At 73.8% G+C, this 22,921-nt stretch carries 16 protein-coding genes; 5 read left to right on the top strand and 11 right to left on the bottom strand.

Features of this window, described 5'->3' with window-relative positions; genetic code table 11:
- Positions 1 to 87 precede the first annotated feature (87 nt).
- Entirely contained in the window at positions 88 to 462 is a 375-nt protein-coding gene (locus AB0K25_RS14385; RefSeq protein WP_357534675.1) for a PH domain-containing protein, read from the top strand.
- Positions 463 to 623: 161 nt separating this feature from the next.
- Here the strand turns inward: AB0K25_RS14385 and AB0K25_RS14390 are convergent, their stop codons facing one another.
- Positions 624 to 1,550 (bottom strand): 2-hydroxyacid dehydrogenase, encoded by a 927-nt coding sequence (locus AB0K25_RS14390; RefSeq protein ID WP_219468040.1) that lies wholly within the window; start codon positions 1,548 to 1,550, stop codon positions 624 to 626.
- Between the two features lie 165 nt (positions 1,551 to 1,715).
- Here AB0K25_RS14390 and AB0K25_RS14395 point away from each other — a divergent pair, with 165 nt between their 5' ends.
- From AB0K25_RS14395 to AB0K25_RS14405, 3 genes are all read left to right on the top strand, one after another.
- Positions 1,716 to 3,521: a SpoIIE family protein phosphatase gene (locus AB0K25_RS14395; RefSeq protein WP_219468038.1), complete on the top strand. Its 1,806-nt coding sequence runs from the start codon at positions 1,716 to 1,718 to the stop codon at positions 3,519 to 3,521.
- A gap of 70 nt (positions 3,522 to 3,591) precedes the next feature.
- Complete coding sequence (locus AB0K25_RS14400) at positions 3,592 to 4,755, top strand: PQQ-dependent sugar dehydrogenase (RefSeq protein ID WP_357534678.1); 1,164 nt, start codon at positions 3,592 to 3,594, stop codon at positions 4,753 to 4,755.
- A gap of 101 nt (positions 4,756 to 4,856) precedes the next feature.
- The gene (locus AB0K25_RS14405) at positions 4,857 to 6,491 is read left to right on the top strand and encodes a metallophosphoesterase (protein WP_357534680.1); all 1,635 of its coding nucleotides are present in this window, start codon (positions 4,857 to 4,859) and stop codon (positions 6,489 to 6,491) included.
- 608 nt (positions 6,492 to 7,099) lie between these two features.
- Here the strand turns inward: AB0K25_RS14405 and AB0K25_RS14410 are convergent.
- The 6 genes from AB0K25_RS14410 to ligA form a co-directional block, all read right to left on the bottom strand.
- The gene (locus tag AB0K25_RS14410) at positions 7,100 to 9,457 is read right to left on the bottom strand and encodes a transketolase C-terminal domain-containing protein (RefSeq protein WP_219468029.1); all 2,358 of its coding nucleotides are present in this window, start codon (positions 9,455 to 9,457) and stop codon (positions 7,100 to 7,102) included.
- Between the two features lie 154 nt (positions 9,458 to 9,611).
- A complete protein-coding gene (gene gatB / locus AB0K25_RS14415) occupies positions 9,612 to 11,111 on the bottom strand; it encodes an Asp-tRNA(Asn)/Glu-tRNA(Gln) amidotransferase subunit GatB (RefSeq protein ID WP_363820464.1) in 1,500 nt (499 codons plus the stop codon).
- Positions 11,112 to 11,124: 13 nt separating this feature from the next.
- A complete protein-coding gene (gene gatA, locus AB0K25_RS14420) occupies positions 11,125 to 12,600 on the bottom strand; it encodes an Asp-tRNA(Asn)/Glu-tRNA(Gln) amidotransferase subunit GatA (RefSeq protein ID WP_357534682.1) in 1,476 nt (491 codons plus the stop codon).
- A 112-nt stretch (positions 12,601 to 12,712) separates the two neighbouring features.
- The gene (gatC, locus tag AB0K25_RS14425; protein WP_088641698.1) at positions 12,713 to 13,018 is read right to left on the bottom strand and encodes an Asp-tRNA(Asn)/Glu-tRNA(Gln) amidotransferase subunit GatC; all 306 of its coding nucleotides are present in this window, start codon (positions 13,016 to 13,018) and stop codon (positions 12,713 to 12,715) included.
- A gap of 189 nt (positions 13,019 to 13,207) precedes the next feature.
- On the bottom strand, positions 13,208 to 15,580 hold the full coding sequence (locus AB0K25_RS14430) for an EAL domain-containing protein (protein ID WP_219468024.1): 2,373 nt from the start codon (positions 15,578 to 15,580) through the stop codon (positions 13,208 to 13,210).
- A 191-nt stretch (positions 15,581 to 15,771) separates the two neighbouring features.
- Positions 15,772 to 17,910, bottom strand: coding sequence for an NAD-dependent DNA ligase LigA (gene ligA / locus AB0K25_RS14435; protein ID WP_219468020.1), 2,139 nt, complete (start codon positions 17,908 to 17,910; stop codon positions 15,772 to 15,774).
- A 182-nt stretch (positions 17,911 to 18,092) separates the two neighbouring features.
- On the opposite strand from ligA, the gene AB0K25_RS14440 reads away from it, so the two are divergent.
- Complete coding sequence (locus tag AB0K25_RS14440; RefSeq protein ID WP_219468016.1) at positions 18,093 to 18,605, top strand: type II toxin-antitoxin system PemK/MazF family toxin; 513 nt, start codon at positions 18,093 to 18,095, stop codon at positions 18,603 to 18,605.
- 274 nt (positions 18,606 to 18,879) lie between these two features.
- Here AB0K25_RS14440 and AB0K25_RS14445 read toward each other — a convergent pair whose 3' ends face one another.
- From AB0K25_RS14445 to mnmA, 4 genes are all read right to left on the bottom strand, one after another.
- Positions 18,880 to 19,881, bottom strand: a complete 1,002-nt coding sequence (locus tag AB0K25_RS14445) for an ADP-ribosylglycohydrolase family protein (RefSeq protein ID WP_363820468.1) — start codon at positions 19,879 to 19,881, stop codon at positions 18,880 to 18,882.
- Between the two features lie 102 nt (positions 19,882 to 19,983).
- Positions 19,984 to 20,352 (bottom strand): VOC family protein, encoded by a 369-nt coding sequence (locus tag AB0K25_RS14450; RefSeq protein WP_208567309.1) that lies wholly within the window; start codon positions 20,350 to 20,352, stop codon positions 19,984 to 19,986.
- A 37-nt stretch (positions 20,353 to 20,389) separates the two neighbouring features.
- Positions 20,390 to 21,397 carry a methionine synthase gene (locus AB0K25_RS14455; RefSeq protein WP_219468009.1) on the bottom strand — a complete coding sequence of 336 codons (1,008 nt, stop codon included), beginning with the start codon at positions 21,395 to 21,397 and terminating at the stop codon, positions 20,390 to 20,392.
- Between the two features lie 104 nt (positions 21,398 to 21,501).
- Positions 21,502 to 22,575 carry a tRNA 2-thiouridine(34) synthase MnmA gene (gene mnmA, locus AB0K25_RS14460; protein WP_219468006.1) on the bottom strand — a complete coding sequence of 358 codons (1,074 nt, stop codon included), beginning with the start codon at positions 22,573 to 22,575 and terminating at the stop codon, positions 21,502 to 21,504.
- Positions 22,576 to 22,921 lie beyond the last annotated feature (346 nt).

The following is a 22,921-nucleotide window of genomic DNA, read 5'->3' on the forward strand; positions in this document are numbered from 1 at the left end:
CATGATCCGCGTCACCAGCCGCGGTCGTCCCCGGCTGGTCGACCGCCCGGCCGGAACCAGCCCGGTCAGGGGTGGGATCATCGGGGGGTGAGTCGCGCCGACACCATCCGTTTCCGGCACAACCAGGCCATCCTGGTCGCGGCCGTCATCGCCACCATCGGCGCGCTGCCCCTGGCCGCCGCCCGGTGGTACCTGCTGCCGGTGCTGCTGATCCCGTTGACCGTCGCGATCTGGGCCTGGCGTTCCGGCACCGACGCCGACCCGCGTGAGCTGCGCCTGCGGGCGCTGGCCGGGGGGCGACGCATCCCCTGGGAGCAGGTCGTCGAGCTGGCCGCCGACCCGCGCGGCCGGGCCGTCGTCCGGCTCGCCGACGGGCAGCACCTGCCCCTGCCTGCGGTCCGGGGCGTCGACCTGCCCCGCCTGATCTCGATCACCGGCCAGTCCCTGCCCGAGGCCCACTGACCCCGGGGTCCACGCCGGGCCGGCCGGTCCCGACCGGGCCGCGACCACCACCGGGCCGCGACCACCACCGGGCCGCGACCACCACCGGCCCGCGACCACCACCGGTCCGCCGCGACCACCACCGGTCCGCGACCACCACCGGTCCGTCGCGACCGACGGCGTCAGTAGCCGTCGACCACCGTGTTGACCAGCGGTTCCCCGGCGACGAACCGCCGCAACTGCTCCCCCACCAGCCGGTACGCCCGGGGCAGCAGCCCCCGTACCGAGCCGGCGACGTGCGGGGTGAGCAGCACGTTCGGCAACTCCCAGAGCGGATGGTCAGCGGGCAGCGGCTCCGGGTCGGTCACGTCCAACGCCGCCCGCAACCGGCCGGAGGTCAGCTCCGCGACCAGCGCCGACGTGTCCGCCACCGGGCCCCTGGCGGCGTTGACCAGCAGCGCCCCGTCCGGCATGGCGGCCAGGAAACCCGCGTCGACCAGCCCCCGGGTGGCCTCGGTCAACGGCACCAGCAGCACCACCACGTCGGCCTCGGGCAGCAGCCGGGGCAGTTCGGTCACCGGGTGCACCCCCTCCGCCGGCCGTGCGGTCCGGGCGACCAGGGTGAAGGTGACGTCGAACGGGGCCAGCCGGGCCCGGACCGCCGCACCGATCGAACCGGCCCCCACGATCAGCACCCGCTTGCCGGTCAGCTCGTCGGTCGGCGCGACCCGGTCGTACGCCCACTCCCGCCGCGACTGGGCGCGGGCCAGCTCCGGGAAGCCCCGCAGCTGGGCCAGGATCGCCGTGACCACCCACTCGGCGGTACCGGCGTCGTGCACCCCCCGGGCGTCGCACAGGGTCACCCCGGGGGGCACCCGGCCGGACCAGGCGTCCGCCCCGGCGGAGAGCAGCTGCACCACCGCCAGCTCCGGCAGCCGGCCCAGCATCGCCGTGGTGTCCACCCCGGCCAGGAACGGCGGCACCCAGAACCGGACGCCGGTCGGGTCGCCGGGCGGATTCTCCGGATCGGTCCACGGCTGTACGGTGACACCGGCCGGCACCGCCCCGAGCAGCTCGACACCGACAGGATGCGGAATCCATACCTTCACGCGTGCCGACGATAGCCCTCCGTCGGCAGGCTGTTCCGAGGGGCCGGCCCACCGACGCCGCACCGGGCGATGTCGCCCACCTCCCCGGGCGCGCGACGGTCGGGGCGGGTATAACCGGGGGTCGGACGTCGATCGGCGTCCCCCATCCAGGCAGACAGGTGGTCGATGACCGAGCGCAGCGAACGGCCAGCCGTCGGGATCGCCGCGCTGGCCGACCCGGCCCGACTGCGGTCACTGACCGACACCGGGCTGGACGCCGCGCCGGACGAGGCGTTCGACCGGTTCGCCCGGCTGGTCAGCGACCTGCTCGACGTGCCGGTGGCGCTGGTCTCCCTGGTCACCGAGACCCGGCAGTTCTTTCCCGGCGCGGTCGGGCTGCCCGACCCGTGGGCCGCCCGCCGGCAGACCCCGTTGAGCCACTCGTTCTGCCAACACGTGATCGACACCGAGATCCCACTGGTGCTGCCGGACGCCCGGCTCTACCCCCGGGTCCGGGACAACCTGGCCGTGCCGGAACTGGGTGTCGTCGCGTACGCCGGGATGCCGTTGACCGACCTGGACGGCAGGGTGCTCGGCTCGCTGTGCGCGATCGACAGCAAACCCCGGGCGTGGACGAAGGCGCAGCTGCGGACGCTTGCCGACCTGGCGGCGGCCTGCTCCTCGGAGCTGCGGCTGCGGATCGCCCTGGACGCCGCCCAGCAGGCCCGCCGGCTGGTCGAACACGCGCACGACCGGCTCAACCTGCTCGCCTCGCTGAGCGAAACCCTGGCCGGCACGCTCGACGTCGAGACGGCCGTGGCGCGGCTGGCCGACGCGGTGGTGCCGCTGCTGGCCGACTGGGCCATGGTGACCCTGGTCGACCAGGCTGGCACCCCCCGGTGGGTGAACACCGTGCACCGCGATCCGGCCCGCGCCGCCGAGGCCGCCCGGTTCGGCGAGCTGGCGCTGCGCCGGCTCGGCCCGGCCTCGATCACCCGGACGGTGCTGCGGACCGGCCAGCCGGTGCTGCGCCACGTCGCCGACCTGGACGACGTCCGGCAGGCGAGCGACGAGCCGGAGCTGGTGACCCTCGCCGAGCGGCTGGGCTTCGCCTCACACCTGACCGTGCCGGTGCCGGCCCCCGGCCGGGGTACGGCGATGGGCGCGGTCACCCTGGTCGCCGGGCCCGACCGGCGGGCCTTCGACGACGACGACCTCGGCACCGCGCTGGAGATCGGCCGGCGTGCGGGGCAGGCGGTCGGCAACGGCTGGATCTACGGCGAGCAACGGCACGTCGCCGAGGTGCTGCAGCACAGCATGCTCCCGCAGTTGCCGCAGAGCCCGTGGGTCGAGCTGGTGGCCCGCTACCAGCCGGCCGCCGACCGGGTGGAGGTGGGCGGCGACTGGTACGACGCCTTCGTGCAGCCCGACGGCGATCTGGTCGCGGCGATCGGGGACGTCGCCGGCCACGACATCGAGGCCGCCGCGACCATGGGTCAGCTGCGCAACCTCGTCCGGGGCAACGCGTACGGGCGCACCGATCCGGTCGACGAGCTGATGCGGCGGTTGGACGCCACCATCTCCGGGCTGCGCATCCCGACCGCCGCCACGGCGGTGCTGGCCCGACTGCGGCCGGTCCCCGACGGGGTGGCGGTCACCTGGTGCAACGCCGGCCATCCCGCGCCGCTGCTGGTCACCGCCGACGGCACGGTACGGCTGCTCGACGGTCGGCGGGAACCGCTGCTGGGGTTGACCCGGCCGGTCCCCCGCACCGGGGCACGGGTGCTCCTCGCCCCCGGGGACACCCTGCTGCTCTACACCGACGGGCTGGTGGAGCGGCGGGACCAGCCGATCGACGAGGGCATGGCGCAGTTGTGCGAACGGGTCACCGCCGCCGGGGTCCGACCCGCCGCCGACCTGTGCGACCTGCTGCTCGGTTCGGAGGAGCGGCGTGAGGACGACGTGGCGTTGCTGGCCGTACGGGCCCGCTGAGGCGGTCGCCGACCGGTGGGCCGTTCCCGGTGGCCCGGCGGGCCCCGATTCGCGGGCTAGGCTGGGCCGGGTGAGCGCCCGTCTCCCGTACCCCCGCACCGCCCGGGTCCGCGCGGCCCTGGCGACGTCCGGTGTCGCGCTGCTGCTGACCGGGTGCAGTCTAGGCCCGCCGGATCCCGATCCGGCCGGTGAACCACCCAACCTGCCGACCCCGTCGGCGTCGGCGAACACCCCCGAGCAGCAGGTGGTGGCCACGGTGCTGGCCAAGGGGTTGCGGGTGCCGTGGGGGATGGCGTTCCTGCCCGACGGGGCGGCGCTGGTCACCGAACGGGACAGCGGCCGGATCCTCAAGGTCGGGCCGGAGTCGGGGCCGCAGGGGTTGACCGTCACCCCGGCGCAGACCGTGCCGGGGGTGGCCGCGTCCGGCGAGGCGGGGCTGCTCGGCATCGCCGTCTCCCCGGCGTACGCGCAGGACCGGTCGGTGTTCGTCTACTACACCACCGAGCAGGACAACCGGGTGGCGCGGTTGACGCTGGGTGGCGCACCCACGCCGATCCTGACCGGCATCCCGAAGGCCGGCAACCACAACGGCGGTGGGCTCGCCTTCGGCCCGGACGGGCAGCTCTACGTCAGCACCGGCGACGCCGGTGACCGGGCCGCCGCGCAGGACCGGGCCACCCTGGCCGGCAAGATCCTGCGGATCACCCCGGACGGCAAGCCGGCCCCGGGCAACCCGTTCCCCGGCTCGCCGGTCTGGTCGCTGGGGCACCGCAACGTGCAGGGACTGGCCTGGGACGCGGGCAAGCGGATGTACGCCACCGAGTTCGGACAGAACACCTGGGACGAGATCAACCGGATCGACAAGGGCGCCAACTACGGCTGGCCGACGGTGGAGGGTCAGGCGGGTGACGGCAGGTTCGTCGACCCGATCGTGCAGTGGGGCACCGACGAGGCGTCCTGCTCGGGGCTGGCCGCGACGGGCCGGCTGTTGGCCGCCGCCTGCCTGCGCGGCGAGCGGCTCTGGCTGGTGGAGTTGACCGACACGGGCACCGTGCTGGGCGCACCCCGGGAACTGCTCACCGGGAAGTACGGTCGGCTGCGGGCGGTCGCCGCCGCCCCGGACGGTTCGCTCTGGGTCTCCACCTCCAACCACGACGGGCGGGGCCAGCCGGTGCCGGAGGACGACCGGCTGCTGCGGTTGGTCTTCGCCGACGGTGGTGCCGGCCGGAGCTGACGACACGCCGACGGTCGGACAGCAGGGCAGGTACCGGGCGGATCGGCTGCCCGTCCGCCAGGTTTGCCAAGATCTTTCAGTGGGCAGGTCAGAATCTCAGCATGGACGGTCAGGAGAACGAGCAGCGCGGGCCCGGGGACGACGACACCCCCGCCCGGCGTGAGCGGCGCTGGTCGCCCCGGTGGCCCACCGGCCGGTCAAGGGGGACGCGCCGGGCCGGCGTGGTGCTGGCGGTGCTGCTGGTCGCGCTGACCGGAACGGTCATCGGGGTGTTCGCCGGTGGTCGGGTCAGCACCGACATCGGCCCGTTCCGCGCCGACCTGACCCTCGCGCCGGCCGTGCGGGGCGGCACCACCGTCGACATCCCCCCGCTGGGGGCGCTACAGCTCGACAGCCACCAGGGTCCGACCCACCTGACGGTGGGCCTGGGGGCGCTGGACCAGCGTAAGACCGAGGCGTTGATCGACGACCCGGCCAGCATCAGCCGGGCCAGCCAGTCGGCGGTGACGGACGTCCGTAACGGGGTGCTGCGGCTCGGTCTGCGTACCCTCGGCGCGGCGGTGCTGGTCACCCTGATCCTGGCGGCTCTGGTCTTCCGGGACACCCGGCGGACCGCCTGGGCCGGTGGGGTGGCCCTGGTGGTCACCGTCGGCAGCCTCGGGCTCGCGGCGGGCACCCTGCGCCCGCAGGCCATCGAGGAGCCACGGTACGAGGGGCTGCTGGTCAACGCCCCGGCGATCGTCGGTGACGCCCGGCGGATCGCCAACGACTACAGCCGTTACGCCGAGCAGTTGCAACGGTTGGTCGGCAACGTCAGCCAGCTCTACACCACGGTCTCGGCCCTGCCGGTGTACGAGCCGGCACCGGGCACCACCCGGGTGCTGCACGTCTCCGACATGCACCTCAACCCGACCGGCTGGCAGTTGATCCGCACCGTGGTCGAGCAGTTCGGCATCGACGTGGTGATCGATACCGGTGACCTGACCGACTGGGGCAGCGAACCCGAGGCGTCGTACGTCGGGTCGATCGGCCTGCTCAAGAAGCCGTACGTCTACATCCGGGGCAACCACGACTCACCCAGGACGGCGGCGGCGGTGGCCCGGCAACCCAACGCGGTGGTGTTGAACAACTCGACCACCACCGTCGCCGGGCTGACCATCGCCGGCATCGGGGACCCCCGGTTCACCCCGGACAAGGAGACCTCGCCGGCCGGCAGCGGCCTCACCGCCCAGGTCGCCGACCAGGTCATCGGGGCCGGCGAGACGCTCGCCGGCACGATCCGCAGCTCGCCGCGACCGGTGAACATCGCCCTGGTGCACGATCCGGCGTCGGCCGGGCCGCTCTCCGGCACCTGCCCCCTGGTGCTGGCCGGGCACACCCACGCCCGCCAGATGTCGAAGTTGCCGCAGGTGGACGGCCAGCAGCCGACCCAGCTGATGGTGGAGGGCTCCACCGGCGGTGCCGGCCTACGCGGGCTGGAGGGCGAGAAGCCGACCCCGCTGTCGATGTCGGTGCTCTACTTCGACCAGCAGAAGCTGCTCCAGGCCTACGACGACATCACGGTCGGCGGCACCGGGCAGGCCCAGGTGAACCTGGAACGTCACGTGATCCGCGATCCGGCGAAGGGCGCCGACGTCCCGGTCACCCCGACCCCGACCCGGGGCGCGTCGGAGTCGGCGTCCCCCTCCGGGAGCGCCCCGACCCCCACCTCGCCGGCCCCCACCCCGACCAGCTGACCCCCGACAGGCAGACCGCCGACACACCGTGGTCAGGCAGGCGGCTGGGGCAGGCGGCTGGGGCAGGAGCCGGCAGCCGGGGCACGGGCCGGCGGCCGGGGCAGGCGGCGGCGCACAGCCGACGTCCGCCAGGCGACCGGCGCACAGCCGACGTCAGCGGGTGGACCGCCGCCACGCCACCGCCGCTGCCGGCGCATTGCCGATGGCTGCACGCCCACTGCCAGGGCCTCTGATGCGCGAACGCCCCACCCACCACCTCCACCAATGTCACCAAGCGTCACCTCCAGGCCGCACCCACCTATGCACACCCGCATCCTTTGCTCTGCTGCCCTCACCGCGACAGTTACCTTCCGTCAGGAAGCTGCCAATCGTCCCCAGTCGCAGCGTTCTACATTCTCCCTGTTCAAAGCCGTGTCGCCTCTATGGCAGCAGAGCAAAGGATGCAGACCCACATCACGAGGATCGCCAGGAAGAACACTCAGAGTGACCCAGAGCGGCACCAGCCACAACAATCACAGAGGGTAATCAGACAGGTGGCCTGCCGCGCTGAGGGGTGGGTTTCCCGAACCGGAGATGGCCCGGACCACGCGAGGCACCATCGCGACCCGTCAGCGTAGGGACAGGGCGGCCAGGGCGGCGTTGACGATGCTGCCGGGGAGCAGGTCGTGCAGCTCGTACAGCTCGCGGACGCTGCCGGACTGGCCGAACTCGTCCACCCCGAGCGGCACCGCCGGCACACCCAGCGCCGAGCCGAGCCAGGCCATCGCGTGCGAGGCGGCGTCGTGCACGGTCACCAGGGGGGTACGGTCCCCGAAGGCGGCCCGCAACGCGCCCGGCACGCTCGGCACGGTCGCCGTACGCACGCCCTGGCGCAGGGTGCGCTGCCACGCCCGGTAGAGGCGGTCCAGGCTCGTCACGTCGACCACGTGCGCGGCGATGCCCTCGTCGGCCAGTTCGGCGGCGGCGGCCAGCACCTCCGGCAGCACCGCCCCCGAGGCGGCCAGGGTCACCACCGGCGCGTCGGCCAGCTGCGGGTACGCCTGGTGCGCGTCCACCAGCCGGTACGCCCCGGCGACCACCTGCCGGCGCAGCACCGCGTCGCCGAGGCGGACCCGGGCCGCCTCGAACGGTGTCTGGTCCAGCGGGCGGGTGCTCAACCGGAAGTAGTACGCCCCGTCCTCGGCCGGCGCGGCGGTAGCGGCCGGCGCAGCGCCCTGCGCGATCTGCCCGAACGCGTCACAGAGCAACCAGTCGAGGCTGGTCGCGTACGCCGGTTCGCAGAAGGTGACCCCGGGCAGTTCCAGGCCGACGGAGGCGGTGATGGTCGACTGGTGGGCGCCACCCTCCGGGGCCAGCGTGACGCCCGACGGGGTGCCGGCCACCACGAACCGGGAACCCGAGTAGGTGCCGTAGAGGAACGCGTCCAGCCCGCGCAGCACGAACGGGTCGTAGACGGTGCCGACCGGCAGCAGCGGCTGCCCGGACAGGTCCCAGGACAGGCCGAGCTGACCCAGCAGCAGGAACAGGTTCATCTCGGAGATGCCCAGTTCGATGTGCTGCCCGGCGGGGCTCTCCGTCCAGCGCAGCATCCGGTCCTGCGACCAGGACCGCCGCTCGGTCGGGGCGAACACCCCGGTCCGGTTGATGAACCCGGCCAGGTTGGTGGAGGTCGCCACGTCCGGCGCGGTGGTGACCAGGTAGGGCGCGACCTGGGGGTCCCGGGCCAGCTCCACCAGCACCCGCCCGAACGCCTCCTGGGTGGAGATCGGCTTCTGCGTGCGTACCCCGGTGGACTCCGGGACGGTGACCCCCAGCGAGCGGTGGCGGGGCGCGCGGGCCAGCGCCTCACGGCGCGCGCCGGCCCGGATGCCGGCCGGACTCGCCGGGTCGAGCCGGTCCCACTCGGTCGCGGTGGTCAGGCCGTGCGCCGCCCGCAACACGTCGACCTGCCCGGTGGACAGCAACGCCGAATGGTTGCGCGGATTACCGGCGAGCGGCAACCCCCACCCCTTGACGGTGTACGCGAAGACGACGCTGGGCCGGTCGGTGACCGCGTCGCACTGCGCGTACGCGTCGAGCATCGCCGCCAGGTCGTGCCCGCCCAGGTCGGTGACGAGCGGGGCCAGCTCCTCGTCGGTCAGATCGGCGATGAACCCGGCGATACCGTCGGGCGCCCCGTCCAGGAACTGCTGCCGCAGCGCCGGCCCGGCCAACCCGAACAGCGACTGGTACTGCTCGTTGGGCATCCGGTCGATCCAGTCGCGCAGCGCCGCCCCACCCGGCCGGGCGTACGCCTGCGCCAGCCGGCGGCCGTACTTGACCTCGACGACGTGCCAACCGGCGGCCTCGAACTGCCCCCGCCACTGGTCGATCCGGATGCCGGGCACCACCCGGTCCAGCGACTGCCGGTTGAAGTCGACAAGCCACATCACGTTGCCGAGGCCGGTGGTGGCCGGGTCGGCGACCGCCTCCCAGATGTTGCCCTCGTCCAGCTCGGCGTCGCCGATCAACGCGACGAACCGGGAGTGCGGGCGGGCCCCGAAGTGGGCGTCGACGTAGCGGCGGGTCACCGCAGCGAACAGTGGGGCCGCCGCGCCCAACCCGACCGAACCGGTGGAGAAGTCCACCTCGTCCGGGTCCTTCGTCCGCGACGGGTACGACTGCAACCCGCCCCGCGCCCGCAGCTGCGTCAGGTACGACCGGTCCAGGTTGCCGAGCAGGTATTGAATCGCGTGGAACACCGGGGAGGCGTGCGGCTTGACCGCCACCCGGTCCTCGGCGTCCAGGTGGGCGAACCACAGCGCGGTCATCGCGGTGACCAGGGAGGCGCTCGACGCCTGGTGCCCACCGACCTTCACCCCGTCGCCGGTGTCCCGGTCGTGGTTGGCCGCGTCCACGATCCGGGTGGCGAGCCACAGCACCCGCCGCTGGATCTCGTCGAGGACGTCGAGGTCGTGCTCGTTCACGGCAACTCCATCCGGGCGTCGCCGTTGACGCCCTCGGTGGGGGGTCGCGCGGGTCGCGCGCGTACCCCGGGGGAAGGGGTGAGGGCCACCGTCGGGTCACGACGGCGGCCCTCGCCGGTCGCGGGCGGGAAGCCTCGGCTCCGGCCCGCTCGGGTCAGCCCTGGACGCCGAGGCGCTCCAGGATCAGGTCACGGAGGGTCTTGGCGTCGGCCTGGCCACGGGTGGCCTTCATCACCGCGCCGACCAGCGCACCGGCGGCGGCGACCTTGCCGCTGCGGATCTTGTCGGCGATGGCCGGGTTGGCGGCGATCGCCTCGTCCACGGCGGCGGTGAGCGCGCCGGTGTCGGAGACCACCTCCAGACCCCGGTTGGTCATGATCTCGGTGGGCGAACCCTCGCCGTCGACCACGCCCTCCAGCACCGTCCGGGCCAGCTTGTCGTTGAGCTTGCCCGCGTCGACCAGGCCCTGCAGCTCGGCGACCTGCGCCGGGGTGGCCCCGATGTCGGCCAGCTCCACACCCGTCTCGTTGGCCCGGCGGGACAGCTCACCCAGCCACCACTTGCGGGCCGCCGCCGGGGTGGTGCCGGCCGCCACGGTCGCCTCGATCAGCTCGACCGCACCGGCGTTGAGCACCGACTGCATGTCGAGGTCGGACAGGCCCCACTGCTCCTGGAGCCGGCGACGGTGCAGCCGGGGCAGCTCCGGCAGGGCCGCCTTCAGCTCGGCCACCCAGGCGGTGTCCGGGGCGAGCGGCACCAGATCCGGCTCCGGGAAGTAGCGGTAGTCGGTGGCGGTCTCCTTGGACCGGCCCGGCGTGGTGTCCCCGGTGTCCTCGTGGAAGTGCCGGGTCTCCTGGGTGATCCGGCCGCCCGCGTCCAGCACGGACGCCTGCCGCAGGATCTCCGAACGGACCGCCCGCTCCACCGACCGCAACGAGTTGACGTTCTTGGTCTCGGTGCGGGTGCCCCACTCCTCGCCCGGCAGGTTGAGGGAGGTGTTGACGTCGCAGCGCAGCGACCCCTCCTCCATCCGCACGTCGGAGACCCCCAGCGAACGCAGCACGTCGCGCAGCTCCGTCACGTACGCCTTGGCGACCTCGGGGGCGAGCGCACCGGTGCCGGGGACCGGCTTGGTGACGATCTCCACCAGCGGGATGCCGGCCCGGTTGTAGTCGACGAGCGACTCGGTCGCCCCGTGGATGCGGCCGGTGGCCCCACCGACGTGCAGCGTCTTGCCGGTGTCCTCCTCCAGGTGCACCCGCTCGATGCCGATCCGCACCAGCTCGCCGTTCACCTCGACGTCCAGGTAGCCGTCGGAGCACAGCGGCTCGTCGTACTGGCTGATCTGGAAGTCCTTCGGCATGTCCGGGTAGAAGTAGTTCTTCCGGGCGAACCGGCACCAATCGGCGATGGAGCAGTTCAGCGCCAGGCCGATCCGGATGGTCGCCTCGATGGCCGCCTTGTTGGCCACCGGCAACGAACCGGGCAGGCCCAGGCACACCGGGCAGACCCGGGTGTTGGGCTCCCCACCGAAGTCGGTCGGGCAACCGCAGAACATCTTGGTGTTCGTGCCCAGCTCGACGTGGGTCTCCAGGCCGATCACCGGCTCGTAACGCGCAACGACCTCGTCGTACGCGGGCAGTGTCGTCGTCATCTGAACTCCAGCCTCACAGTGCCGGTGGGGTGAACGTGCCGACCACGGACTCCAGCGCGGCGGCGACCCGGTACATCCGGTCGTCGGCCATCGTCGGGGCCATCACCTGCAGACCGACGGGCAGCCCCTCGGACAGGCCGCACGGCACCGAGATGCCCGGCCCGCCGTACAGGTTCGTCGGGATGGTGAACAGGTCCGCCAGGTACATCTGGTACGGGTCGGCGGTGCGCGCCCCGATCGGGAACGCCACGAACGGCGTGGTGGGCGAGATCAGCGCGTCGACCTGCTCGAACGCCGAGGTGAAGTCCCGGGTGATCAGGGTACGGACCTTCTGCGCCTGCCCGTAGTAGGCGTCGTAGTAGCCCGACGACAGCGCGTACGTGCCGACCATGATCCGCCGCTTGACCTCGGCGCCGAACCCGGCCTCCCGGGTCAGCGACATGACCTCCTCCAGCGACCGGTTGCCGTCGTCACCGACCCGCAACCCGAACCGGACCCCGTCGAACCGGGCCAGGTTGGAGGAGCACTCGCTCGGCGCGATCAGGTAGTACGCCGGCAGCGCGTACCGGAAGTGCGGGCAGGACACCTCGACGATCTCGGCGCCCAGCTTGGCCAGGGTGTCCACCGACTCGCGGAACGCGGCCATCACGCCCGGCTCCGCGCCCTCACCGGTGAACTCCTTGACGATGCCGAGCTTCACCCCGGTCAGGTCGCCCGTCGCACCGAGCTTCGCGGCGGCGACCACGTCCGGCACCGGCTGCGGGATGGAGGTGGAGTCGCGCGGGTCGTGCCCGCCGATGACCTGGTGCAGCAGCGCCGCGTCGAGCACCGTACGGGCACACGGGCCCGGGGTGTCCAGCGAGGAGGAGAACGCGACGAGGCCGTACCGGGAGGTGCCGCCGTAGGTGGGCTTCGCGCCGACGGTGCCGGTGACCGCGCCGGGCTGGCGGATCGAGCCACCCGTGTCGGAGCCGATGGCCAGCGGGGCCTCGTACGCGGCCAGCGCGGCGGCGCTGCCCCCGCCGGAGCCGCCCGGGATCCGGTCGGTGTCCCACGGGTTGTGCGTCGGGCCGTACGCCGAGTATTCGGTGGAGGAACCCATCGCGAACTCGTCCATGTTGGTCTTGCCGAGCATCACCGTGCCGGCCGCGCGCAGCCGCTGCACGATCGTCGCGTCGTACGGCGGACGCCAGCCTTCCAGGATCTTGGAGCCGACGGTGGTCGGTACGCCCTTCGTGGTGAGCACGTCCTTCACCGCCACCGGCACCCCGGCCAGCGGTCCGAGCTGCTCACCGGCGGCCCGCCGCTCGTCGACCGCGCGGGCGGCGGCCAGCGCCCCCTCGGTGTCGACGTGCAGGAACGCGTGCACCCGGTCGTCGACGGCGGCGATCCGGTCCAGGTGGGCCCGGGTCACCTCGACCGCGGAGGTCTCCCCCGAGGCCACCAGGCCGGCCAGGTCGGTCGCGGTCATTCTGGTCAGGTCGGTCATGCCGTCGCCTCGCTCCGCTCACCGGCGCCCCGGACACCCGGCGCACTGTGCTCGATGGTTCGCTCGCCCCGCCCGCTCACCGGATCACACCCGGTGTCACGTTCACACCCGCTCACGACGCCACGTCCTCGTCCAGGATGCGCGGGACGCGGAACCGCTGCTCGGCGACGTCGGGGGCACCCGACAGCGCCTCCTGCGGGGTCAACCCGGGCACCACCACGTCGTCGCGGAGCACGTTGGTCAGCGGCACCGAGTGGGAGGTCGGCGGGATGTCCGCCGCCGTGACCTCGCCGACCTGCGCGACCGACTGGAGGATCACGTCCAGTTGGCCGGCGAAGGTGTCCAGCTCCTCCTCGGTGACGGCGAGCCGCGACAGTCGCGCGAGGTGCGCGACCTCCTCGCGGGAGATGGCGGCCATCGGTGCCCCCTTCGTGGCTGTGCTGCTGCGTCTCGGTGTGCCGGCCGCGCCGTCGACGGGATTGACGCGCGGTGACCGGAGCGAGTCTATTGTCCTGCGCTCACCCCGACACCTCCGACTCCCCCTGCGTCCGGGCCGCCGGCCGGTCCGGGGGCCGCCCGCCCACCCCCGTGGATGTGCCGGCGACCGTCAGCGGGCGTGCCGGCGGGGGATCTCGGCGTCCGGGCTGGGGACGGGGCTCAGCGGGCGGTAGCGGGCCAGCCAGGCGGTCAACTCGTCGGCGGGCATCGGGCGGGCGTAGAACCAGCCCTGCGCGGCGTCGCAACCGGCCGCGTGCAGCAGCCGCCAGGTCCGTTCGTCCTCGACCCCCTCGGCGACCACCCGCAGGCCGAGCGCACCGGCCAGCTCGATCGTCGACTTGACGATCGCCGCGTCGTCGGCGTCCTCGGCCATCCCCAGCACGAACGACCGGTCCACCTTCACCTCGGACAGCGGCAGCCGGCGCAGGTGCTGCAACGACGAGTAGCCGGTGCCGAAGTCGTCCAGCGAGATGGCGACCCCCAGCTGGTGCAGCCGGGTGATGGTGGCCAGCACCCGTCGGGGGTCGGCCATCAGCGCCCCCTCGGTGATCTCCAGCTGCAGCCGTTCCGGGCGTACCCCGGCACCGGCGAGCCGGTCGGCGATCCGGTCGACGATCTCCCCGGTGTGCAGGTCCCGCACGCTGACGTTGACCGCCGCCCGCAGGGTGATCCCGGCCGCCGACCACGTCGCGAGCTGCGCCACCACGTCGTCGATCACCCGGTAGGTGAGCAGGCGCATCACGGCGCTCTGCTCGGCGACCCGGATCAGCTCCTCCGGGTCGACCATCCCCCGGCGCGGGTGCCGCCAACGCAGCAACGCCTCCACCCCGACCACCTCGCCGGTGGCGATGGCGACCTGCGGTTGGTAGTACATGGTGATCTCGCCGACCTCCGCCGGGCCGGCCGGAGGCGCGACGTCCTGCGCCGCCGGGGTCGGCACGGCCGGCCGGTGCTCCGGGACCCCACCGTGACGGCGGACCGGGTCGGCACCGGTGAGGATCCGGTTCAACAACTCGTCGGGGTGCACCGGTGTGGGCCGCTGCCGTCGGCGCGGCAGCCACCACCGGCCCGGTCCGCCGACGCGGGGGGCCGGGCCACCGGCGGGTCCGTCGACGGGGGCCAGCCGGGACGGCAGTGTCGCGCCGTCACCGCCGCGCACGGCCCGCCCGCCCGTCGGCCCCGCCTCCAGTACGCGCCGCAGGTCGGCCAGGAGCGCCAACCGCTCGGCGGAGTTGTGGTCGGACTCGGCCGCGTACATGGCGACGGTGTCGTTGCGGTGCTTCGCGTCGTACATGGCGACGTCGGCGTGGCGCATCAGGGTGGCGTAGTCCTCGCCGTGGTCGGGGAAGAGCGCGATGCCGATCGAACCGCCGACGTCCAGTGGCAGCCCGTCCAGCGACACCGGTTCGGCCAACGCGGCGACCACCCGGTCCGCCAACTCCCGGGCCTCGGCCACCCCGTCGAGCCCACCGGCCACGATCGCGAACTCGTCCCCGCCCAGCCGGGCCAGCAGGTCGCGCTCCCCGATCACCTCGGCGAGCCGGGCACCCACCTCGACCAGCAGCCGGTCACCGACCGCGTGGCCGAGCGCGTCGTTGACGTTCTTGAACCGGTCCAGGTCGATGAGCAGGAGCGCCACCTGTGCGCCGCGGTCCCCCCGGGCGACCCGCTCGGCATGCCGGTGCACCTGCTCGGCCACCTCGGCGAGCAGCGCCTTGCGGTTGGGCAGGCCGGTGAGCGGGTCGAGGGCGGCGAGCTGGACCTGTTCGTCGGAGAGGTGCGCCATCCGGTAGACCGCGAACAGGGGCACCAGCACCAGCGGGATCAGCGCGGCGTTGGCCCGCGCTGCGGTGACCAGGACCGGGGCGAGCAGCAGCAGCGAACCGGTGGAGAGCAGTTCGAAGGGCAGCCCCTGCCGGGCGGCCGGCCACCACCGGCCACCGAAGCGCAGCCGCAACGCGGTGCTGACCAGCCCGTAGTTGACGACGAACCAGGTGACGGTCGCACCCCCGGCGGTGAGGACGTCGGTCCAGCCCACCCGGTCGTCGTCGAACAGCCCGCCCGGTCCGAGCCGGAGCACCAGGTGGGCGGCGGTGAGCGCGCAGGCGTACTGGGCGGCGTTGAAGGTGGTCCGCCATGGGGCGTGGCCCAGCCGTACGCCGGAGACGGCGACCGCGACGGCCTGCACCAGCACCGCCGGCCCGAGCCCCCAGCCGAGCAGGATGGCGAAGGTGAAACAGGTGGACGGGAAGACCGCTGAGGTCTGCCGGCGTCCCGAGGGGATGAAGGGTCGGGCGTCGCAGCCGACCGCGAGCACCGCCATCGTCCAGAACGCCACCGGGAGCTGGTCCAGCCGGCCGACGAGGTCGATCAGCGGCCCGACGCAGGCCAGCACGGCCAGGCCGATCACCCCGACGACGAGGCCCAGGAACGGCCCCTCCTGCCCGCCCGGGAACGAGTTGCGGGGGTCGGCGGTCTCCATCGCACCTCCCGGGCACGCCCCATCAGGGTGTACGCCGGTCGCACACCTGCCACCATGAAACGCCCTGGGTGCCGGTGGACCCGTACGACAGCCACGAATCGGTCGTAGTCGTGACTAAGTTGGTATACGACCCCAAGATTCACCTATGGGCGGAGCAGGACGGGCGGACGGTCAGGTCAGCGGCCGGACGCTCAGCTCTCCTCGACCCGGGCCACCTCGCGGGCCGCCTCCGGGCCGGCGTCGAGCAGCACCCGGAAGCCGTCCTCGTCGAGCACCGGCACCTTCAACCCGGCCGCCTTGTCGGCCTTGGACCCGGGGTTGTCGCCGACCACCACGAAGCCGGTCTTCTTGGAGACCGAACCGGTGACCTTGCCGCCCCGGCTCTGGATCGCCTCGGCCGCCTGGTCCCGGCTGAACCCGGCGAGCGTGCCGGTCACCACCACGGTGATCCCCTCCAGCGGGCGCGGCCCCTCGTCGACCGCCTCCTCGGCCATCCGGACCCCGGCCTCGGCCCACTTGCGGACCACGTCGCGGTGCCAGTCGACGGCGAACCACTCCTTGATGCTGGCGGCGATGGTCGGACCGACCCCGTCGACCGAGGACAGTTCCTCCTCGGCAGCCGCCTCGATCGCCGCCACCGAACGGAAGTGCCGGGCCAGGGCCTGCGCGGCGGTGGGCCCGACGTGCCGGATGGAGAGCGCCACCAGCACCCGCCACAGGTCGCGTTCCCGGGCCACGGCGAGGTTGTCGAGCAGCTTGGTCGCGTTGGTGCCGAGGCTGCCGTCCTTGTTGACGAAGAACGGCGAGCGGGCGAGCTGCGCGGCGTCGAGGGCGAACAGGTCACCCTCGTCGCCGATGATCTCGGCGTCGAGCAGCGCGGCGGCGCCCTTGTAGCCGAGCACCTCGATGTCGAAGCCGCCCCGCCCGGCGAGGTGGAAGACCCGTTCCCGCAGCTGCGCCGGGCAGCTGCGGGTGTTGGGGCAGCGGATGTCGACGTCGCTCTCCTTGGCCGGGGCGAGCGGCGTGTTGCAGGACGGACAGTGGGTGGGCATGACGAACGGGCGGGCGTCGGCGGGTCGCAGCTCGATGACCGGGCCGAGCACCTCGGGAATCACGTCGCCGGCCTTGCGCAGCACCACCGTGTCGCCGATCAGCACCCCCTTGCGTTCGACCTCGCGGGCGTTGTGCAGGGTGGCCTGGGCGACCGTCGAACCGGCCACGTGCACCGGCTCCAGCACCGCGTACGGGGTGATCCGGCCGGTCCGCCCGACGCCGACCTCGATGTCGAGCAGCGTGGTGTTGACCTCCTCCGGCGGATACTTGAAGGCGATCGCCCACCGGGGCGCCCGGCTGGTCGAGCCGAGCCGACCCTGGATGGGCACCGGGTCGACCTTGACGACCACCCCGTCGATCTCGTGCTCGACGTCGTGCCGGTGCTCGGCGTAGTGGGCGATGTATTCCGCCACGCCGGCCAGGTCGGGCACCACCCGCCAGCGGTCACTGGTCGGCAGCCCCCACGCCTTCAGCGCCGCATACGACTCGGACTGGGTGGCCGGCCGGAAGCCGGTGCGGGCGCCGGTGCCGTGCACCACCAGCCGCAGCGGCCGGGACGCGGTGATCCGGGGATCCTTCTGGCGCAGGCTGCCGGCGGCGGCGTTTCGCGGGTTGGCGAACGGCGCCTTGCCCTGCTCGACCAGGCTGGCGTTGAGGTCGGCGAACCCGGCGACCGGGAAGTAGATCTCGCCCCGCACCTCCAGCAGCTCCGGAACGTCGGGGAACTCGTCGGACGGGGTGAGCCGGGCCGGCACGCTGCGGATGCTGCGCACGTTGGCGGTGACGTCCTCACCGGTGCGCCCGTCGCCCCGGGTGGCGGCGCGGACCAGCCGACCCTTCTCGTAGGTCAGGTTGATGGCCAGGCCGTCGACCTTCAGCTCGCACAGGTAGGGCACCGGGCCACCGGCGTCCCGCTCGACCCGCTCGGCCCAGGCGGCCAGCTCCTCGTCGGCGAAGGCGTTGTCCAGCGACAGCATCCGCTCGGCGTGGGTGACCGGGGTGAAATCGGTGGAGAAGGTGCCGCCGACCCGCTGTGTCGGCGAGTCGGGGGTACGCAGTGCCGGGTACTCCGCCTCCAACGCCTCCAGCTCGCGCAACTGCCTGTCGAACTCGGCGTCGGTGATGGTCGGCGCATCGAGGACGTAGTAGCGGTACTGGTGTTCGGTCAGCTCCTGACCCAACGTGGCGTGCCGCTCCCGGGCCTCGGGGGTGGGCTCACCGCCGGCCGCCGCCTCCTGGGCCGCGCTGACCTGCTGGGGAATCTCTTCTTCCGACACCCTGTCGCCTCCGGACACCGTGCGAACCTCCCCCGTGATCACGCTACTGGAGCACGGTAACCGGCCGGTGGGACATTCCCCCTGCCTGCCCCACCCCGCCCGACGGGCGGCCGGCCCCGGGGCGTGCGACGATCGCCGCACGTCGGCGGCGCGGTGGCCGCCCGGAGGAAGGCGGGGTACCGATGCCGGAGTGGTTGCTGTGGGGGCTGCTGATCGTCCTGGCGGTCGCCGCCGGCTGGGCCTGGAACGAGTGGCGACGCCGGGGCGGGCGACCGTCGAGTGGCGACGGGCGCACCCGACCGGAGCGGGGCACCCCGCCCCGGGACCGGGCCCGACCGACCGCGCCACCGCGTCCCCGCACCCCCACCGGCACGCCCCGCCCGGGTGACATCTGGTGGGCGGACGTACCGTTCCACGACGGCACCGGCTCGAAGGTACGCCCCTGCCTGGTGGTACGCGCCGACGACCGGGGCATCGAGGTCCTCAAGATCACCAGTCAGGACAAGAGCGACCGGGACGACCACGTGTCGATCCCGACCCGGGACTGGGACCCGGACGCCGAACACGACAGCTGGCTGGATCTGGCCGAGCCGATGCGTATCCCCGCCGACGCCTTCTCCCGCCGGGCCGGTAGCTGCGACCCGGCCCTGTGGCGGCGGGTGAAGCGACTGCACGGGCGACGCAGCCCGGCCTGAGCACCGCACCACCCCCGGCGCTCCCGTCGTGGTGACCGACACCGCGACGGCGCGGCATCCAGCCGGCCGGGCAGGTGGGCGGTCGGCCGGGCAGGTGGGCGGTCGGGCATCCGGCCCGGCGGTCGGGCGGGCATCCGGCCCGGCGGTCGGCATCCCGGCCCGGCGGTCGGGCGGGCATCCGGCCCGGCGGTCGGCATCCCGGCCCGGCGGTCGGGCGGGCATCCGGCCCGGCGGTCGGGCGGGCGGGTTGGCGGCATCTGGCCGGGCGGGCGGGTCAGTCCCAGGCCGCGCCGAGGGTGGCGAGCTGGTCGGCGTACTCGATGCGGGTGGACCAGGCAGGCGGCCAGCCGGACAGCCCGTAGGCCGCGCCGAGGAACGCGCCGGCCAACGCGGCGATCGAATCCGAGTCACCCGCGGTGGTCGCGCCCCGGCCGAGCGCGGCCACCGGGTCGTCGGGGTGCCGCCGGACGCAGAGCAGCGCGGTGGCGAGCGCCTCCTCGGCGATCCAGCCCTCGCCCGTGTACCGGCACGGGTCTCCCCCGTCGTCCGGTCGGCGCAGCGCGGCGTCGAGCCGCTCCAGCGCCGACCGGCACTCGTCCCAGCCGGTGGCGATGAACTCCGCCGGGGAGTCCGCCCCGCACCGCCGCCACAGGTCACCCAACCAGTCGTCGCGGTACGTGTGGCGCTGGTCGCGGGCCCGGTCGGTCAGCAGGCCGGGCAGCTCCGTCAGCGCCGCGCCGTCGCACAGCACCCGCACCGCGTACGCGGTCAGCTCACTGGCGGCCAGGCCGGTGGGGTGGCCGTGGGTGAGGCCGGCCTGGAGCTGGGACAGCCCGGCGAGGGTGTCCAGGTCGATGTCGAGCAGGCCGACCGGGGTGACCCGCATGTTCGCGCCGCACCCCTTGGAGTCGACCACCGTCGCCTGCTGCCAGGGCAGCCCCCGACCCAGCTCGCCGCAGGCCCGCAGGCAGGTCATCCCCGGTGCCCGGTTGTTCTCCGGGCTGGCGGCCCAGTCCAGGAAGCGCCGACGCAGCAACGGTTCGACGGCCTCCGGGGTGTACCCGGGTGCGTCGTGCAGGGCCCACGCCACCGCGAGCGCCATCTGGGTGTCGTCGGTGACCAGCACCGGATCGCCGACCAGTTCCCGTGGCCCCGCCGGGCCGTACCGGCGGTGGATCTCGGGCACGGACAGGAACTCGGTCGGCTTGCCGAGCGCATCGCCGTAGGCGAGCCCGAACAGCGAACCGGAGGCGCGACGGAGCGAGGAGTCGATCACGACCCGATCATGCCCCGCCCAGGCCACCCCGGCACCCCGGACGCCGCCGGCCGGGCAGCGCCACGGCGGCACCCGCCGCTGCCCGTCCGGCGGCGGAAGGCATCAGTCCCAGCAGAGGCAGAACGGGTGGCCCACCGGGTCGGCGTACACCCGGAAACCCTCCCCCTCGCCGGGCAGCCGCCGGGCGCCCAGGGCGAGCGCCGCCTTCTCGGCCACCTCGATGTCGTCGACCGTGACGTCGAGGTGGACCTGCTGCGGACGCGCCGGATCAGGCCAGGCCGGGGGAATCAGGTCGGTTGCCTGTTGGAAGGCGAGCCGGGGCTGCTGCCCGAGCGGACCGCCCAGCACGACCCACTCGTTGCCGTCGGAGTCCGCCTCGACCAGGGGCAGACCGAGCAGCTCGGCGTAGAAACCGGCCAGGGCCCGCGGATCGGGACAGTCGATGGCGACGGTACGCAGTTTTCCAATCATGACCGTCATCCTGCCCACCCGGTACGACGGAAAACCCTCACTCCTCGTGCAGCCGGCGGGCGGCGTCCCGGCAGGCGGTGAGCACCGCGCGGGCGTACTCCGGGCCGGCTCCGGCGAGACCGCAGGCCGGGGTGACCACCACCTGCTCGGCGAGCTGACGGCGCGGAAAGCCGAGGCGGTCCCAGAGTCCGCGTACCCGATCGGCGAGCTGGGCCGACGTCGGCGCGCGGCCGGCCGACGGCGGCTGCGTCGGCGCCACCCCGGCCAGCAGGCCGAGACCGGCGTCGATCGCCTCGCCCAACGGGTCCAGGTCGGTGAGCAGGGCGAGGTCCAGCGCCACCCCGACCGCCCCGGCGGTGCGCAGCAGCTCCAACGGCACGTCCGGGGCGCAGCAGTGCACCACCGTCGGCACCCCGGCCGCCTTGATCACCTCGCTCAGCAGGGAACGGGCGACGGTGGTGTCGACCGGCCGGTAGGTGCCCAGACCGCTCTCGGTGCGGACCCGGCCGGCGAGCGCCGCCGGCAGCGACGGCTCGTCGAGTTGGAGCAGCACCGAGGCCCGGGGCAGCCGGCGGGCCACCGCCTCGACGTGCAGCCGCAGCCCCTCCGCCAGGGACGCGGTCAGCTCCCGCACCGCACCCGGGTCGCGCAGCAGCCGCCCGCCGATCGGCAACTCCACCGCCGTGGCCAGGGTGAACGGTCCCGCCGCCTGCACCTTCACCGGCCCGGCGTACGCCTCGGCCTGCTCGGCGAGCTGGTCGAGGTCACGTTCCAGCAGGTCCCGGGATCGGCGCAGGTCCCGACCGGGGCGGGGGGCGATCCGCCAACGGGCGGCGTACAGCTCCACCGGCAATTCCACGAGCAACCCGCCGGTACGCCCGATCAGGTCGGCGCCCGGCCCCCGGGCGGGCAACTCGGGCAGGTGCGGTAGGGCGGGCAGTTCACCGATGACGATCCGTTGCGCCTCGGCGATGTCGGTGCCGGGCAGCGAACCGATGCCGGTCGCCGCGCCCGCCGGCCAGGGCCAGAGCTGCTGTCGAGTCACCGCCGAAGGGTAACCGGCCCCCGCCGACCCACCCGACCGACGGTCAGTTCAGCAGCGACCCACCCGACCGACGGTCAGCCCGACGGCACCCCGTCGTGGGCGGATCAGCCGGTGATGGTGGCGGAGCCGAGCACCACGTCACCGGCCGGATCCGGCCGGTACGCCACGACGGCCTGCCCGGCGGCCACCCCGCGCACGGGACGGCGCAGCTCGGCGACGAGCGTGTCGCCGTCCACGCTCACCGTGGCCGGTACGACGTCGCCGTGCGCCCGCAACTGCACCTCACACTCGATCGGCGCGGTCGGCCGCGCACCACCGGTCCAGACCGGACGGCTGGCGCGGACCACGGAAACCTCCAGCGCCTCGGCGGGTCCGACGGTGACCGTGTTGGTCTTGGGGGTGATGGAGAGCACGTAACGCGGCCGCCCGTCCGGGGCGGGCCGGTCCAGGTGCAGGCCGCGCCGCTGGCCCACCGTGTAGGCGTACGCGCCGGTGTGACTGCCGACCACCTCGCCGGTGGACGCGTCGACCACCTCGCCGGGCGCCTCGCCGAGCCGCCCGGCGAGGAAACCCCGGGTGTCGCCGTCGGCGATGAAGCAGATGTCGTGCGAGTCGGGCTTCTCGGCGACCGCCAGGTCACGCCGGGCCGCCTCGGCGCGGACCTCCGCCTTGGTGGCGTCACCGAGCGGGAACACCGACCGGTCGAGCTGCGCGCGGGTCAACACCGCCAGCACGTACGACTGGTCCTTGGCGAGGTCGACACTGCGGCGCAGCAGCCCGTCCGGGCCGAGCCGGGCATGGTGACCGGTGACCACCGCGTCGAAGCCCAGCGCCACCGCCCGGTCCAGCACCGCCGCGAACTTGATCTTCTCGTTGCAGCGCAGACACGGATTCGGGGTACGCCCGGCCGCGTACTCCGCGACGAAGTCGTCCACCACGTCGGCGTGGAACCGCTCGGCCATGTCCCACACGTAGAAGGGGATGCCGATCACGTCGGCAGCCCGCCGCGCGTCCCGGGAGTCCTCCAGCGTGCAGCACCCCCGGGCCCCGGTCCGGAAGGTCTGCGGGTTACGGGACAACGCCAGGTGCACCCCGGTCACGTCGTGCCCGGCGTCCACCGCCCGCGCCGCCGCCACAGCGGAGTCCACCCCGCCCGACATCGCCGCCAGAACCCTCACCAGCCACACCCCTTCTCCCCCACCAACCCTACCCACCCACCCCACCCCCACCCTCGCCCCGTCCCGCCCTCCCCCTCCCCTCCCTCGCCCCACCCCGCCCTCGCCCTCGCCCTCGCCCTCGCCCCGGTGATCAAGAGGTTCGCGTCATCCCAGCGCCCGTTCCTGACCTAAATCTCTTGATCACCGAACACCACCACCGCCCACGCGCGACGGGGCGGGCTGGAAGGCCTGCACGGGCAGGTGAGGGTGGAGGCCGGCAGGGGGCCGGGCCGGCAGGGGGCCGGGCCGGCAGGGGGCCGGGCCGGCAGGGGGCCGGGCCGGCAGGGGGCCGGGCCGGCAGGGGGCC

Origin of the sequence: Micromonospora sp. NPDC049257 (genome assembly GCF_040678915.1) — a bacterium.
GTDB classification, from domain to species: Bacteria; Actinomycetota; Actinomycetes; order Mycobacteriales; family Micromonosporaceae; genus Micromonospora; species Micromonospora antibiotica.